The 15336-nt window shown below is 69.0% G+C and carries 14 protein-coding genes; 2 read left to right on the plus strand and 12 right to left on the minus strand.

Annotated elements, in window-relative coordinates:
• Position 1: 1 nt before the first annotated feature.
• From BS329_RS03345 to rsmD, 11 genes are all read right to left on the minus strand, one after another.
• Positions 2-442, minus strand: coding sequence for a helix-turn-helix domain-containing protein (locus BS329_RS03345; protein WP_076155549.1), 441 nt, complete (start codon positions 440-442; stop codon positions 2-4).
• Positions 443-510: 68 nt separating this feature from the next.
• Positions 511-1371: a bifunctional DNA-formamidopyrimidine glycosylase/DNA-(apurinic or apyrimidinic site) lyase gene (mutM, locus tag BS329_RS03350; RefSeq protein ID WP_076155551.1), complete on the minus strand. Its 861-nt coding sequence runs from the start codon at positions 1369-1371 to the stop codon at positions 511-513.
• A gap of 26 nt (positions 1372-1397) precedes the next feature.
• Positions 1398-2144 carry a ribonuclease III gene (rnc, locus tag BS329_RS03355; protein ID WP_208619138.1) on the minus strand — a complete coding sequence of 249 codons (747 nt, stop codon included), beginning with the start codon at positions 2142-2144 and terminating at the stop codon, positions 1398-1400.
• Positions 2145-2159: 15 nt separating this feature from the next.
• Complete coding sequence (rpmF, locus tag BS329_RS03360; RefSeq protein WP_005160412.1) at positions 2160-2342, minus strand: 50S ribosomal protein L32; 183 nt, start codon at positions 2340-2342, stop codon at positions 2160-2162.
• Positions 2343-2414: 72 nt separating this feature from the next.
• Positions 2415-3032: a YceD family protein gene (locus tag BS329_RS03365; RefSeq protein WP_076155553.1), complete on the minus strand. Its 618-nt coding sequence runs from the start codon at positions 3030-3032 to the stop codon at positions 2415-2417.
• A gap of 381 nt (positions 3033-3413) precedes the next feature.
• Positions 3414-4139 (minus strand): DivIVA domain-containing protein, encoded by a 726-nt coding sequence (locus tag BS329_RS03370; protein WP_076155554.1) that lies wholly within the window; start codon positions 4137-4139, stop codon positions 3414-3416.
• Positions 4140-4259: 120 nt separating this feature from the next.
• Positions 4260-5036: a hypothetical protein gene (locus BS329_RS03375; protein ID WP_076155556.1), complete on the minus strand. Its 777-nt coding sequence runs from the start codon at positions 5034-5036 to the stop codon at positions 4260-4262.
• Positions 5036-5551, minus strand: coding sequence for an RNA polymerase sigma factor (locus BS329_RS03380; protein WP_076155557.1), 516 nt, complete (start codon positions 5549-5551; stop codon positions 5036-5038). The genes BS329_RS03375 and BS329_RS03380 overlap by 1 nt, the downstream gene beginning before the upstream one ends.
• A gap of 67 nt (positions 5552-5618) precedes the next feature.
• Complete coding sequence (locus tag BS329_RS03385; protein WP_076155558.1) at positions 5619-6311, minus strand: ribonuclease domain-containing protein; 693 nt, start codon at positions 6309-6311, stop codon at positions 5619-5621.
• A gap of 99 nt (positions 6312-6410) precedes the next feature.
• Positions 6411-6893: a pantetheine-phosphate adenylyltransferase gene (gene coaD / locus BS329_RS03390; RefSeq protein ID WP_076155559.1), complete on the minus strand. Its 483-nt coding sequence runs from the start codon at positions 6891-6893 to the stop codon at positions 6411-6413.
• 54 nt (positions 6894-6947) lie between these two features.
• The gene (rsmD, locus tag BS329_RS03395; RefSeq protein WP_279628125.1) at positions 6948-7520 is read right to left on the minus strand and encodes a 16S rRNA (guanine(966)-N(2))-methyltransferase RsmD; all 573 of its coding nucleotides are present in this window, start codon (positions 7518-7520) and stop codon (positions 6948-6950) included.
• Between the two features lie 104 nt (positions 7521-7624).
• On the opposite strand from rsmD, the gene BS329_RS03400 reads away from it, so the two are divergent.
• The gene (locus BS329_RS03400; protein WP_076155561.1) at positions 7625-9739 is read left to right on the plus strand and encodes a HelD family protein; all 2115 of its coding nucleotides are present in this window, start codon (positions 7625-7627) and stop codon (positions 9737-9739) included.
• 398 nt (positions 9740-10137) lie between these two features.
• Here BS329_RS03400 and BS329_RS03405 read toward each other — a convergent pair whose 3' ends face one another.
• The gene (locus tag BS329_RS03405; protein WP_435818624.1) at positions 10138-13953 is read right to left on the minus strand and encodes an nSTAND1 domain-containing NTPase; all 3816 of its coding nucleotides are present in this window, start codon (positions 13951-13953) and stop codon (positions 10138-10140) included.
• A 174-nt stretch (positions 13954-14127) separates the two neighbouring features.
• Here BS329_RS03405 and BS329_RS03410 point away from each other — a divergent pair, with 174 nt between their 5' ends.
• On the plus strand, positions 14128-15123 hold the full coding sequence (locus BS329_RS03410) for an LLM class flavin-dependent oxidoreductase (RefSeq protein ID WP_208619139.1): 996 nt from the start codon (positions 14128-14130) through the stop codon (positions 15121-15123).
• Positions 15124-15336: the final 213 nt, after the last annotated feature.

Below are 15336 nucleotides of genomic sequence, written 5' to 3' on the forward strand. Positions count from 1 at the left end.
CTCACGCCTCCCTCTTCGGGCCGCCCCGTCCGGATTCCCTGCGGGCGATCGCGTCGATCATGTCGCTGATGGTGTCGAGTCCGTCGGGCGAAAGCGTTACAGCGCGCAGTGCCACATCGCGGACGCCGGCGTCGCGGAGTGCGCCGAGGAGCGCCAGTTCCTCGCCGATCTTGGCGCTCTGCTCGTCGTCGAAGAAGTACGCCGGCGAAACGCCGAAGAACTGGGCGAGCGCCTCGAGATGGCGTTTCGTCGGGTTGTCGCGGCGCCCCGTGCGCAGCTGCCAGAGGTAGGTCGTCGAGAAACTCTCGCCGGTGGCCTCACGGCAGGCCTTGGCGACCTCCTCGTGGCTGTACGGCTCACGATCGGGTCTCAGCACGATCTGGAACAGCTTGTCGATCTTTTCGGCGAGCGTCGTCTTGCCGGGCTCGGTCGCGGCCACCATCCCACTCCCTACATGTCGTGCCCGTTCATGCTAGTTGACGCGGTACCCGCATTCATACACGACAGTTTTCACCTCACGCGAGGGCGAGGCTGGCATCGCGGACAGGAGAACGACGAACGGTTCATGAAGGGATCACGACGGATGGCCGTCCCGCATCGGCCGCAGGGCAGGCCCTCCTGGCCGTAGGCGTCGAGTGACCGGTCGAAGTACCCGGACTCGCCGTTGATGTTGACGTAGAGCGCGTCGAACGACGTCCCGCCCGCGACGAGCGCGGCGGCCATCACCTCGGTGGCGGCGGTGAGCACGGCCCGGCCCTGGGCCGCGGTGAGTTTGTCGGTCGGGCGGGCCCAATGGAGCTTGGACCGCCAAAGGGCCTCGTCGGCGTAGATGTTGCCGATGCCGGAGACGAGGGTCTGGTCGAGCAGGGCACGTTTGATCTCGGTCCGCCTCGATCGCAGCGCGCGGACGGCCTGGCCGAGGTCGAAGCGCGGGTCCATCGGATCACGGGCGATATGCGCGATGGTGCTGGGCAGCGCCGTCCCGTCGACCTCGGTGAGTTCCGCGAGCGCGAGACCTCCGAAGGTCCGCTGGTCCACGAAGCGCAGCTCCGGCCCGTTGTCAGCGAAGCGGAATCGCACGCGAAGGTGCTTCTCGTCGGGCGTCTCTTGGGGCTGGACGAGCATCTGGCCGCTCATGCCGAGGTGGGCCAGCATGGCCTGACCGTCCGACAGATCCAGCCACAGATACTTGCCGCGACGGCGCGCGGCGGTGATCTTGGTGCCGGAGAGCCGTCCGCCGAAGTCCTCCGCCCCGAGTTCGTGGCGGCGGATCGCACGGGCGTGGCGGACTTCGACCTCGGAGATCGTGCGGCCGGAGACATGCGCCTCCAGCCCGGCACGGACCACCTCGACCTCGGGGAGTTCGGGCATGAAACCGATTCTCCCACTGGCCTCGGTCAGGTCGTTTTCGGCGGCTGTTCGACGTCGAGTTCGGCGGAAAGCTGTCGCCAGGCCGTCTCGGCGGCCTTCTGCTCGGCTTCCTTCTTGGTCGTCCCCGAGCCGTAGCCGAGTTCACGCCCGCCGACGAGCACGGTGGCGCTGAACTCCTTGCGGTGATCGGGGCCGGTGTCCTCGACCTTGTACTCGGGCACGCCGAGCCCTGCCGACGCGGTCAGCTCCTGGAGACTGGTCTTCCAGTCAAGACCGGCACCGCGCAGCGGCGCTTCGGCGAGCAGGTCGTCGAACAGGTGGTGCACGAGCTTGCGCGCGATGTCGATGCCGTGCTGCTGATACGCGGCGCCGATGACGGCTTCGAGCCCGTCGGCGAGGATGCTCGCCTTGTCCCGACCGCCGGTGAGCTCTTCGCCCTTGCCCAGCAACAGGTGCGTACCCAGCCCGCCTTCGCCGAGGCCGCGGGCGACCCTGGCCAGCGCGTGCATGTTGACCACGCTGGCACGGAGCTTCGCGAGCTGACCTTCGGCCAGGTCGGGATGCGTGTTGTAGAGGTGGTCGGTGACGACCAGACCCAGCACCGCGTCCCCGAGGAACTCCAAACGCTCGTTCGGCGGCAACCCACCGTTCTCATAGGCATAAGAACGGTGGGTCAGCGACAGCGTCAGCAGCTCGGGTTCGATGGTGATCCCGAGCGCTTCGAGCAGTGGTGCGGGGTCAGCGGGTGGTCCACCGGCCGACTTACCCCCCATGTCGTCAGCTGCCGATCAGGCGGGCTCGACGACCTGGCGACCGTTGTGCTGGCCGCAGGCCGGGCACGCGATGTGCTGGAGCTTCGGCTGCTTGCAGGCGCGGTTGGAGCAGGGCACCAGCTGAACCGGAGCCGCCTTCCACTGGCTGCGGCGCGCGCGGGTGTTGGATCGCGACATCTTCCGCTTCGGGACGGCCACGAGTAGATCTCCTTCAGACGGTCTGCCCGCGGTCGCGAGCGAACTTGCTTCTCCGGAACGAGCTGGTGCTCGTCAGGCTTGCTTTCCGGGGCCATCAGCCTGGTCATCGGCCGTTTCGTCACCGAAACGATCGACCAGTGCGGCCCACCGAGGATCTATCTTCTCATGCCCGTGCCCGGGCTCGAGATCGGCCCACTTGACGCCGCATTCGATGCACAGACCCTGGCAGTCCTCGGTGCACAACGGGGCCAGTGGCAGCGCGAGCACCACCGCGTCCCGGACCATCGGCTCGAGGTCGATCCGGTCGTCCACCAGACGGGGGATCTCGTCCTCGTCGGTGGTCTCCTCGGTCGCGGAGCCGGGGTAGGCGAAAAGCTCGGTCAGGTCGACCTCGACGTCCTCGGTGATCGGGTCGAGGCACCGCGAACAGTGCCCCGTCGCGACCGCGGACGCCGTGCCGCTGACGAGGACGCCCTCGACGACGGACTCGAGGATCAGGTCGAGTTCCAGGCTGGAACCGGCGTCGATGGTGATGACGTCGGGCACACCGAGCGCGGACTCGACGGGGATGGCACGTTGGACGGCCTTGCTCAGGCCGGCGTGACGGCCGAGCTCGCGGGTGTCGAGCACCCAGGGGCTTCGGTCGTCCAGTTGCGCAGGCCTGGCCTGCGGCGACTTGTTCTCAGACATCGGATACCAGGGTACGCAGGTGCCGCCAGCGGTTTACGGCTGGTAGGAGGCAAGGCCCTCGTTGGTGGTGAGGGCGGTCAGGCGAGGTCCGTGAAGGACTCCTCGATGGACCTAGAGTCCTGCGCCGGAGGTTCATACGTCCAGCGGGAGCCCGGATCAAACCCCGAACTCGCGTGCTCAGAGCCGTATCTCACGTGCTCAGGGGCGTATCTCGCGTGTTTGGAGACCGCACACGCGAGTTACGTCTCCAAGCACGCGAGTTACGTCTCCAAGCACGTGAGTTCGGCGAACGAGGTCGCCGTGCGGTGCCCAGGTGGCATGACCTTGATCAACGGAGGATCGGGGACGTTGAGCGTCCTCACCCGTCGTCAACGGACCGGGTCAGGCTTGGTAGTCGTACAGCGACGTCCGGCTGTTGCCCGGCAGGTTGACCGGGGACCGCAGATGGTTGCGCCCGGAGTCGACCGTCCGCAGCGTGGTCGCCAGCAGTTCGGAGAACTCGGCCAGCTTGCCGTCGACGTAGGCGTCGCAGTCACTTCGCTGCTTGTCGGCCTCGACGTGCGCCTCGTCGACGATGCGGGCCGCCTCGCCGTGGGCGGCCTGGACGACTTCGGTCTGCGAGACGAGCCGGGCCTGTTCGACGCGGCCGTCCTCGATGGCGCGTTCGTAGGCGTCGCGGCCCGCCTGGATCATCCGTTCCGACTCGGCCCGCGAGCGGTCGGTGAGGTTCTGGAACTCGGCCTGGCCGGAGGCGACCATCCGCTCGGCCTCGCCGTGCGCGTCGCTCATCATCTGCTCGGCGCGGGCGCGGGCGTCGGCGAGGATGCGCTCGGCCTCGGCCTGCGCGTCGGCGACCGTGCGGTCCGCCTCGGCGTTGGCCGTCGAGACGGTCTCCGCCGCCTCGGTGCGCGCGGTCTGGATCAGCTGATCGCGCTTGTCGAGGACGTCCTGTGCGTCGTCCACCTCGCCCGGCAGGGCGTCGCGGATGTCGTCGAGCAGCTCGAGGGTGTCCCCGCGCGGTACGACGCAACTGGAGGTCATCGGCACGCCGCGGGCTTCCTCCACGATGGTGACGAGCTCGTCGAGCGCCTCGAAAACCCGGTACACGGCCCACTCCCTACCTACAGCGATCCCCACATTCCCTGGGCTCAGTTTGCCCTCATCACCGGCGGAAGGGGTGAAAGCGCGCGGTGCCGGGCGTGTCCCGCACGGTACCGCGCGCCATGATCACCGGAACGTGAAGGCCGGGTCGGTGACGAGCTTGACCAGCTGTTCGTCGGTCAGCGAGGGCCCGGAGTCCGTGGAGCCGAAGTTACCGACGTCACCGAGGTCCCCGACGTTGACCGAACCGCCGTCCGGCTGCCAGGCGATCGCGTGGCGGCCGACCACCTTGCCGATCGAAACGCCTTGGCCGGTCACGATCGGCTCGCCGACCTGGTCCGGGTTCTTCGGCGTGGTCTCGGAGATCACCACCGGTATCCCCGCCGGGGTGACCAGCTCGACGCACCGCATCGGCTTCCTGTCGGGTCCGATGCCGTCGGCCATGTGCTCAGGATCGCAGCGTCCCTCCCGGACATAGTCTTCCTTCGTGGTCACCGGGCCGCTGATCGTGAGGGTGATCTTCCGTGTGATCCCGGCGGCGTCGGTGTACTTGACCTCCGAGGTCATCAGGTCCCAGTCGTTCACCTGGACGAAGTCCCGGACCGAGATGTCCTTGGCGCCGACGAGGATGCCCGGCAGCACGTCCTTCAGATGCCGGAGATCGCGCGCCTTCTGCTCGGCCCGGCTCGGGGGCGCGGCAGGCGCCACCTCCGCCGTCCTCTCCCCTGGTGTCACGACCACCACGGCCGCGACGATCACCGCCAGCGTGGCGGCCCCCGTCAACGCGATCGCGCGCCGGCTCCGGGCCCGCTTCACCGCCGTCACGGCGATTTCGTCCGGGTCGAAGCCGAGCGGGGGCTCCGCCAGCTTGATCCCGCGCAGCCTGTTTTCGAGTTCATCCATCACGCGCTCCTCCCGGAGACAGCCTCGTCGTGCTGTCTCTGCAGGGCCGCGCGGAGGACGTCGAGTCCTCGCGCGGCCTGGCTCCTGACCGTCCCTTCCGAACAGCGCAGCGCGACGGCGACTTCCGTGACCGGGAGATCGGCGCAGTAGCGCAGCACGACGGCGGCGCGCTGTTTCGGCGGAACTTCGGCGAGGGCGCGAAGCAGCGAATCCGAGATTCCGGCGGTGGCCGGGGCCGCGGGCTCGTCGGGGACGACGCCGTCGCGGTTCTCCTTGCGCCGCCACGGTCGCCGCCGCTCATCGAGCCAGCAGCGCAGCAGGATCTGCCTCGTGTAGTTGTCGACGGGCCCCTTCCGGCTGACCTTCGGCCAGACCCGGTGGAGTTTGATGAGCGCGACTTGGACCAGGTCTTCCGCGAGATGCCAGTCGCCGCAGAGCAAGTACGCCGTCCGTCTGAGCGGTAGCGCCTTGTCCCTGGCGAACTCCCTGAAGCTCGCATCGTCCCCAGACCGCATCGTGCCTCCTCGTCCGTGTTCCGGTGTATCTCACGGACGGGGAGGCACGTGGCGTTGCACGGGAAGATCAGGCGCTGGGATTCACCAGCTTGAAGGTCGCGTAGCGGTCCGGGGTGTAGACGATCTCGCCGCCCTTGCCGGAGATCACGCGGTCGCTCGTGCCGACGGGGAACAACTGGTAGTAGCCGGCGGCGCACGACGGCAGCACGCCTTCGCGGTTCTCGTAGACGGTGCCGGTCGCGCCGCCGCGGGCGGAGTCCACCACGGACTTCGCCGCGGAGGACAGCGTCGAGTAGCCGACCTTCGTCAGCTTCGAGGTGTCACCGCACTTCGGAGCCGGCGTGCCGTTGACGTCGATCACGGAGAAGGTCTTGTAGTGGTCAGCGGTGTAGAAGTGCTCCCCGGCGTTGCCGGTGACGATGCGGCGCGCCCCGCGATCGGGTGAGCCCGGGGTCGGGACCGTGTACTCGTGGTAATAGCCCGAAGCGCACTTCGGAAGGATGTTCTCGCGATTGGAGAAGACCGTGCCGTCCTTGTCCGGGTACGGGAACGGGCCGCCCTTCTGGATGAGGTTGTACGTCGTCGTCGCCTCGGCGGGCAGCGACGAGAGCGACACGTGCTTGAAACCGGTGAGATCCCCGCAAGGGTTCTGCTGGATCGAGACGGGGGCGGCCGTGGCCTGCGCGGCGCTCAGCCCGCCGAAGAACGTGACAAGCAGAACGAGCAGCGCGGCGGCGATCCGCGATCGTTTGTCGGTCATTTTCGGACCGTAACCCGATCGTGTATTCGCCAGAAGGCGCCGAGATGAACTCTTCACCGCCGTCCACCGTTGACCGACCTACGGCTTCGGCCGTTCGGGTCAACCTCGTTCAGAGTGCTTCTCCCCGAGGCGCTTGAACACCACCGGCGGCACCAGGTGCTCGATGTCGCCACCGAGCGCGGAGATCTCCTTGACCAGCGAACTCGACACGAACCCGTACTCCGGGTTGTTCGCCATCAGCAGCGTTTCGAGCCCGGTCAGCTCCCGGTTCATCTGCGCCATCTGGAGCTCGTAGTCGAAGTCGCTGACCGAACGCAGCCCCTTCGCGACCGCGATGATGTCGTTCTCACGGCAGTAGTCGACCAGAAGTCCCTGCCAGGAGTCGACGCGCACGTTCGGCAGCTTCGCGGTGATCTCGCGGAGCATGTCCAGCCGCTCTTCGGTGGTGAACAGGCCCTTCTTGCTCTTGTTCACCCCCACCGCGACGACCACCTCGTCGAACAGCCTGGCCGCCCGCTCGATGATGTCGAGATGTCCATTGGTGGCCGGGTCGTAGGACCCGGGACAGACCGCACGCCGCATGGCGCGGACGCTACCAAGGAGAAGGCACCCCTGCGCGTTCATCCGTGCGCCGTCTCACACTTGGAATTCAGCCCAGTGGAGCGCGGTGTCGCCGTACCGTTTCGTCCGCATCGGTTCGAAGCCCGGCGGCCAGTCCGGTTCGCCGTCCCGCGCGGCCCGTTCGATCACCAGCAGCGACCCGTCCGCGACCCACCGGCCCGCCGCGAGCGCGGCCATGACTTCTCCCAGGCGGGCGGAATCCACAGCGTACGGCGGGTCCGCGAGGACGATGTCGAACGTTTCCGGTGCCGGAGCGGCGACGACGGACTCGACGGTCCCGGCCCGGACCGTGCCGCCGAGCCCCAGCGCGGCGACGTTCCCCTTGAGCACTTCGACCGCGCGCCGGTCGTGTTCGACGAACAGCGCGCCCGCCGCGCCCCGCGACAGCGCCTCCAGTCCGAGCGCGCCCGAACCGGCGTAGAGGTCGAGGACCTGGGTCCCCCGCAGTTCGCCGGCGACCTCCAACGCGTTGAACAGCGCTTCACGCACGCGTTCCGACGTCGGCCGCGTGCCCTTCGGCGGGACCTTCAGCCGCCTGCCACCCGCGGTCCCCGCCACGATCCTGGTCATTGGAACATCGTGCCTCAGCGGCTTCCGCCGTGACGTTCGACGGGACTTGGTGAAGCCGCGGCCCAGCTCGCGTAGAGTCGTCCTTCGCCCTCGGAGGCGATAGAAGCGTTTAGGAGCGTTGCGTGTCCGAACCTCGGGTCAGACGGGCCGAGATCGCCATCGAGCAAGCCCATGTGGACACGGTCTACACCAGGCTGGCCGAACTGCGAGCCCAGGCTGAGGCCATGCGTGCCAAGGGCTATGAGATCGGCCATGGCGCCGGGCGTGAAGCGATCTTCGAGCAGGCGTCGATGCTGTTCGAGCGCGACATGATGGTCTTCCACGCCAACCAGACCCTCCAGACCCTCGACGCGGAGTACGAGGGCCTGGTGTTCGGCAGGCTCGACCATCTCGACAACGACCACATCTACGTCGGCCGTCTCGGCATCCGCGACGCCGAGTTCGACAACCTCGTCACCGACTGGCGCGCGCCCGCGGCGGCGGCGTTCTACCAGGCGACCGCCGAGGAGCCGATGGACGTGGTCCGGCGCCGGGTGATCCGGTGCTCCGGCCAGAACGTGCTCGACGTCGACGACGACGTCCTGATCGCCGACGCGGTCCCGGACAACATGCGGATCGTCGGCGAAGGCGCGCTGATGGCCGCGCTCGGACGGTCGCGTGGCGAGAAGATGCGGGACATCGTCGCCACCATCCAGAAGGAGCAGGACGAGGTCATCCGGGCGCCGTGGCGCGGTGTCACGGAGATCACCGGCGGCCCCGGCACCGGCAAGACCGCGGTCGCGCTGCACCGCGCGGCGTATCTGCTCTACCGCTACCGCCGCCAACTCGGCGGTGCGGGCGTGCTGGTGATCGGCCCGTCCGGGGTGTTCACCAGCTACATCTCGCGAGTGCTGCCGTCGATGGGCGAGACGAACGTCGAACTTCGCGCGCTCGGCGAGGTCCTCGACGGCCTCGAAGCGACCCGTCAGGACCCGGCCCCGCTGGCAGCGATCAAGGGATCGCTGCGGATGCGCAAGATCCTGTTGCGCGCGTTGCGGGACACGCCGGAGGACGCGCCCGAGGACATGAAGATCGTCTACCGCGGCGAGGTGCTGCGGCTGAACGCTCGCGAACTCGACAAGGTGCGCCGCAAGGTGCACACCGCGGGTGGTCCGCCGAACCGGTCGCGGATCCGCGCCGCGGAAATGCTGCTCGACGCGCTCGCCTCGAAGGCCGAGCAGCACGCGAAGGACGACGGCCGTCAGATCGACAAGGCCGAGCTGGTCAGCGAACTCGGCGAGCGCATCGAGTTCCACCGGTTCCTGGTGGTCTGGTGGCCGATCCTGTACCCGGCGCAGATCCTGCGCTGGCTCGGCACCGAGAAGCGGCTCGCCATCGCGGCGAAGGGCCTGCTCAACCGCGGCGAGATCAGCCTGCTCGCCGCCGACTTCGCCGACCGCTCGCGTGGCTGGACGATCGCGGACATCGCGCTGCTCGACGAGCTGCGCGTCCTGATCGGCCCGCCGCCGAAGCGGCGCAAGGGCAGGCAGAGCATCGAGGTCAACCCGGAGCGCGGCGGCGCCCCGACCCGGCCCGAGCACTACGACGAGTACTCGCACGTCGTCATCGACGAATCGCAGGACCTGTCGCCGATGCAGTGGCGGATGGTCGGGCGGCGCGGCAAGTACGCGAGCTGGACCGTGGTCGGCGACCCGGTGCAGAGCTCGTGGCCGGATCCGGCCGAGGCCGCGATGGCGCGGGACCAGGCCTTCGGGCTCAAGACGACGCGGCGCCGGTTCACCCTGCGCACCAACTACCGGAACTCGGCGGAGATCTTCGACCTGGCCGCGAAGGTCGTCGCCGGGCACGCCGAGGCCGACGAGCTTCCGCGCGCGGTGCGGCAGACCGGCATCACGCCGGAGGTCCGTCCCGTCGAGGCCTCCGGGCTGGAGGCCGCGACGCAGGCCGCGGTGAAGGAACTGATGGGTGCCGTCGAAGGCACCGTCGGCGTCATCACCGCGATGGACCGGGTGCCCGAGGTCGAAGGCTGGCTCGCGGAACTGTCGGACGAGCGGCTCAAGGTCGTCGGCAGCCTCGACTCCAAGGGCCTGGAGTACGACGCCGTCGTCCTGGTGGAGCCGAACGACCTCATCACGGAGTCCACCACCGGACGCCGGGTGCTGTACGTCGCCCTCACGCGGGCGACCCAGCAGCTGACCGTCCTGGCCTCCAACCCGGACTGGATCCCGGCCGCCTGAGCACGCGAGTTCTCCGCCCAATCACGTGAGTTGTCCATCTGATCACGTGAGTTGGCCGTCTGATCACGTGCGCCGTCCGTCCAGTCACGCGAGTTGTCCACCTGATCACGTGAGTCCACCTGTTCAGCACAGGACGGCTCGCGTGCTCGAACGGCCAACACGCGTGACTGGACGGACATCACACGTGACTGGACGGACGACACACGTGGCAGCGGGTAGATAAGCTGAAGGGCTCCTTCAGGGCACTGGTGTATGCCTTGAAGGAGCCCTTCAGACCCCCGGTGAGTGAACGACGTCGGGACGCATCGCACGTCCAGGGGTATTTCTAGCGCCTAATCGTTGTTCGGTGTCACGGCACTTCCGCCGAACAACAACGCCGAACAACGATCCGGCCGTGGTCAGGGGCACGGAGGCCGGTAATCGAGCCCCGGCAGGTGTTGTTCCCACTCGGCCGCCTTGATTCGCGGATGGACGGTCGCGCAGATGCGTTCGGCAGCCCGTTCGGGGCTGGTCTCCCACAACCGCACGCTGCCGTCCGCGACGGAGCCCGCGAGGGTGTGCCCATCGGGAGCGAACGCCACCGCGTTGACCCGGTCGACATCGTCGGTCAGGGTCGCCGCTTCGCGGACCGCTCCAGGATCGGCGACATCCCATAGTCGCACGGACCGGTCGTAGCTGCCGGTCGCGAAGGTCTTCCCGTCCCCGCTGAACGTCACCGAGATGACGTTGTCGGTGTGCCCGGTGAGGACCGCGGCCTCGCGAGGGGCCGCCGGGTTCGTCACGTCCCACAGCCGCGCGGTGCGATCGGCGCTGCCGGTGGCGGCGAATTTGCCGTCCGGGCTGTAGGCCACCGAGAACACCGTGTCGGAGTGTCCTTTCAGTACCGAAAGCTGCTTCGGCGTCTTCGCCAGGGAGATGTCCCACAGCCGCGCGGTGTGGTCCCAGCCGCCGGTCAGCAGGGTGCGGCCGTCCGGGCCGAACGCGATCGAATGGACGTCGTCGCCGTGCCCGGTGAGGGTCGCGAGTTCGACGGGACGCCGGAGGTCGGCCACGTCCCACAGCTTCACCGTATGCCCGCTGCCCGCGGTCGCGAGCGTCCGGCCGTCCGGGCTGAACGCGACCGGGTCGACCTCTTCCTCCGGCCGGGTGAAGACGCCGGTGTCGACCGGCTCGCGCGGATCACTGACGTCGATGAGCCGCATCGTGTGGTCCCACGAGCCCGCCGCGAGTGCCCGGCCGTCCGGGCTGAACGCGAGTCCGCAGACACCCTGGCCGAATCCCGTGACCTTGCTCAGCTCGCGCGGGTTCCGGGTGTCGGCGACGTCGACCAGGCGCACCACGCCGTCCTGGCTGCCGGTGGCCAGCAGCTTCCCGTCGGAGCTGAACACCGCCCGGCACGCCGACCTCGCCGGTCCGCTGATCGCGGGCCCCGGCAGATCCCACAGCCGCACCGTCTGGTCGTCGCTCGCGGTCACCAGTGTGCGGCCGTCGCGGGAGAACACCGCCCAGACCACCGCCGCCGTGTGCCCGGTGAGCAAGGGTTTCTCACGTGGGGCCTTCGGATCGGTGACGTCCCACAGCCGCGCGTTGCGGTCGAAACCGGTCGTGACCAGCGTCGTCCCGTCGGGGCTGAACGCCACGGACCGCACGATGGTCCGGTGCGTGGCCATCGTCCCCAGCGGTGACGGCGCCAGCGGGTCGGCGACGTTCCACAGGCGCGCGGTCAGGTCCGCGCTCGCGGTCGCCAGTGTGCGGCCGTCCGGGCTGAACGCCGCGGCGTGGACGAGACCGGTGTGCCCGGTCACGACGCCGAGCGGCTTCGCCTCCACCGGGTCGGCGACGTCCCACAACCGCGCGGTCTTGTCGGCGCCGGTCGAGACGAGCGCCCGGCCGCCGGGGGCGTAGGCCAGGCCGTTGACGTTGCCGGTGTGCCCGGTGAGGGTGGCCACGAGCACCGGCTTCGCGAGATCGCGGACGTCGAACAGCCGCACCACGCCCTCGCCGTCCGCGGTGGCGAGCACCGCCGCCTTCGGGCTGAACGCCACCGCGTTGACCCGTTTCGGGTGCGTCCCGATCACCACACCTGGCCCGGGTCTCGCCGGATCGGTGACGTTCCACAGGCGCGCGGTGCCGTCCCAGCCCGCCGTCGCGACCGCGCCGCCGTCGGCGCTGAACGCCACCGAGTTGACGTTGGCCGTGTGCCCGGACAGCGTGGCCAGTTCGACCGGCCGGTGGGGATCCTTGACGTCCCACAGCTTGGCCGTCTGGTCCCAGCTCCCGGTCACCAGCACCTGGCCGTCGCCGCGCAAGGCGGTCGAGTTGACCCGGTTCGCGTGCCCGGAGAGGCGGGTCGAATACGGTGACTCGAACATCCCGAGCACACTGCTGCGGGTCTCCGCCCCCGGATCGATGCGGTACGCCGCCAGCGCGAGCTGCGCGGCCAGCGCCGGGTTCGTCGCCCGCATCTCGATGGCCTGCCCGGCGACCTTCTGCGCGAGCGCGCTGTTGCGCTGGCTGGTCGCGGTCTGCTCGGCACGGACGGCGTACACCATCGCGGCCGTCGCCAGCACCAGAAGCACGGCCAGCAGCGCGACCAGCTGGCGCAGCCGACGGGTGCGGCGCCGCGCGATGGCCTGCTCGTGGTTCTCGATGGCCACGCTCGCGTCGAGGAACCGGCGTTCGCGCTGGGAGAGGGCGCTGTCGTGCCGCCCCGCCCACTCCACGGCGATGGCCAGCCGCGCGCCGCGGTGGAGCCAGCCGTCGTCGCGGCCGACCGATTCCCACGCGTCGGTCGCCTCGGTGAGCTGGCGGTGCACGCGCAGGCCCTCGCGGTCCTCGGCGAGCCATTCGCGCAGACGCGGCCAGCCGCGGATCAGCGCCTCGTGGGCGATCTCGATGCCGTTGTCGTCGAGGGTGACCAGCCGTGACGAAGCCAGCCTGTCCAGCACGACGGCGACGTCCGGGTCGTCGGCGTCGACCTCGTCGCGGGTGATGCGGCGTTTGGTGTCCTCGGTGCCTTCGCCGAGCGCGGTCATCCGCAGGAAGATCTGGTTCGCGAGCCGCTGCTGACGTTCGCTCAGCGCGGTGAAGGTGTGCTCGGAGGTCTGCGCGACCGACCGTTCTATCCCACCGGTGGACTCGTAGCCGCTGAGGGTGAGGGTGTTGCCGTGGCGGCGGCGCCAGGTCTCCAGCAGCGCGTGCGAGAGCAGCGGCAGCACACCGGGCTGCCCGGTCGCGTCGGCGACGAGCCGGGAAACCAGGGCGTTCTCGACGCGGTATCCGGCGTCGATCGCCGGCCGCGAGATGGCCTGCCGCAGTTCCTCGGTGCTCATCGGGCCGACGAGGATCTGCGCGTCCTGCATGGCCTCGACCAGCTCGGGATGCCGCGCGCAGTGCGTGTAGAAGTCGGTGCGGATGCCGAGGACGACCCGGGTCCGGCTCTCCGGCTCGGTCGTCGCGGTGATCAGCGCGGACAGGAACGCCGCCCGCTCGCCGGCGTCCTGGCAGAGCGTGAAGACCTCTTCGAACTGGTCGACGACCAGCACGACGTCGCCCTCGCGGTCGGTGACCAGCTGACGGGCGGCGAGGCCGAGGTTGCGCGGGTGTTCGGTGAACTCGGCGAGCAGCCCGCCGGGCGCGAGGCCGAGCGCGGCGCCGAACTGGACGGCACACTCCTGCAACGGCCGGGAGCCGGGGGTCATCAGCAAGGTGACGGACTTTTCGCCGACGGCGGGCATCAGACCCGCTCGGAGCAACGACGACTTACCCGAACCGGACGCTCCCAGAACGGCGAGAAATCGCTGCCCCGAAAGCCTGGTGACGAGTTTCCCGACTAGTCGCTCGCGCCCGAAGAATCGGCCCGCGTCATCCGGTCCGAATGCGGTCAAACCGATATAAGGGGCCGATTCCCCATTCGACGGGACAAGCGGTGAATCGCTGACTCCGGCGCGCGTGCGCTCGGTCACGTCGTGCCATCGGGCCTCCCACTCCGCCTCGGGCCCGTCGCACGCTCGGACGTAGGCCAAGGCCACCGCCAAGCTGGGCATCTTCTTCCCACCGGCGGCTTCGGACAGGGTGCCCGCGGAGTAGTGGGCGCGCCTGCCCAGCTCGCGGTACGTCGGGTTTCCGGCCTTCTCCCGCAAGCGCCGGAGATCGGCGGCGAACTCCAGCAACGGATCGTCCCCGGGGTCCAAAGGTCGCTCCGGACGCGGCACCCTCAATCCTTTCTTTTCAGTGGTTTCCCACGGTCGCATTCGGGGGCAACCGTACCGTGAAAAGGGATGAAGTCCGCCGAGTACCGGGCATATCACGTCGGTTAATTTCGATCGACCGACAGGGTGCCCGAAGTCACGGGAAGGGATCGGGCGCCCGCCGCGTTGTACCGGTGCGTGACCTCTTTGCCTGACATCCCGCTGTCCGTGCTCGACCTCTCGCCCGTCGTGGCCGGGGGCGGTGTGGGCGATTCGCTGCGCAACACCCTCGACCTCGCCCGCCGGACCGAAGAACTCGGCTATCACCGGTACTGGCTCGCCGAGCACCACAACATGCCCGGCATCGCGAGTTCCGCGACGGCCGTGATGATCGGCCAGGTCGCGGCGGCCACCGAACGCATCAGGGTCGGTTCCGGCGGGGTCATGCTGCCGAACCACGCGCCGCTGGTGGTGGCCGAACAGTTCGGCACCCTGGAGGCGTTCCACCCCGGCCGGATCGACCTCGGCATCGGCCGCGCCCCCGGCACCGACCAGCGGACGGCGCTGGCGCTGCGCGGTCCCGGCGGGCTCACCGCCGAGAACTTCCCGCAGCAGTTCGCGGAACTGCTGGCCTACTTCGAGCACTCCGACCAGCGCGCGGTCAACGCCGTGACCGCCGAAGGCAACAAGCCGCCGGTGTGGCTGCTCGGGTCGAGCGGCTTCAGCGCGCGGATGGCGGGCGAACTGGGCCTGCCGTTCTCGTTCGCGCACCACTTCAGCGCCGAGAACACCCTGCCCGCCGTGGCGCTCTACCGCGACTCGTTCAAACCGTCCGACGTCCTGGACGAGCCGTACGTGATGCTCGGCGTGTCCGTGGTGGCCGCCGAGACCGACGAGCGAGCCCAGTACCTGGCCGCCCCCAGCGGGCTGACGTTCCTCAGCCTGCGCAAGGGCCGCCCCATCCCGCTGCCGACGCCGGAAGAGGCCGCGGCCTACCCGTACACCGACATCGAGCGCGTGTTCATCGAGGACCGGGCTTCGAGCAGCATCATCGGGTCGCCCGAGACCGTCCACAAGGGACTCGAGACGCTGCTGACCGACACGGGCGCGGACGAGCTGATGATCACGACCATGGTGCACGACCAGGCGGACCGGGTGCGCTCGTACGAACTGGTGTCCGACCTGGCGCGCTGACGCCTGCTTGCGCCTTCACGCGCTTGGGTGCGGCGGCGACCGCCCACCCGAGCGACCCGGCCCGCCGAACACGAAAGAACCGACAAGACCCCCATCCGCCTTTGTCACAAAGGAACAAGAATTCACCGGTTACCAGGACGTGATGTCTTGATCACACCGAAGTTCTTGTCACCAAGCAGGCACGTGATTAGCGTACCGACCAGTAGGAAACCG

The sequence above is a fragment of the Amycolatopsis coloradensis genome (genome assembly GCF_001953865.1).
GTDB lineage: Bacteria > Actinomycetota > Actinomycetes > Mycobacteriales > Pseudonocardiaceae > Amycolatopsis > Amycolatopsis coloradensis.

Bases quoted from the DNA above. Each gene is read 5' to 3' on its own strand.
- BS329_RS03380 (WP_076155557.1), bottom strand. From the start codon at position 5,551: ATGCGGTCTGGGGACGATGCGAGCTTCAGGGAGTTCGCCAGGGACAAG.
- BS329_RS03385 (WP_076155558.1), bottom strand. From the start codon at position 6,311: ATGACCGACAAACGATCGCGGATCGCCGCCGCGCTGCTCGTTCTGCTT.
- rnc (WP_208619138.1), bottom strand. From the start codon at position 2,144: ATGGGGGGTAAGTCGGCCGGTGGACCACCCGCTGACCCCGCACCACTG.
- BS329_RS03345 (WP_076155549.1), bottom strand. From the start codon at position 442: ATGGTGGCCGCGACCGAGCCCGGCAAGACGACGCTCGCCGAAAAGATC.
- coaD (WP_076155559.1), bottom strand. From the start codon at position 6,893: ATGCGGCGTGCGGTCTGTCCCGGGTCCTACGACCCGGCCACCAATGGA.
- BS329_RS03365 (WP_076155553.1), bottom strand. From the start codon at position 3,032: ATGTCTGAGAACAAGTCGCCGCAGGCCAGGCCTGCGCAACTGGACGAC.
- mutM (WP_076155551.1), bottom strand. From the start codon at position 1,371: ATGCCCGAACTCCCCGAGGTCGAGGTGGTCCGTGCCGGGCTGGAGGCG.
- BS329_RS03375 (WP_076155556.1), bottom strand. From the start codon at position 5,036: ATGGATGAACTCGAAAACAGGCTGCGCGGGATCAAGCTGGCGGAGCCC.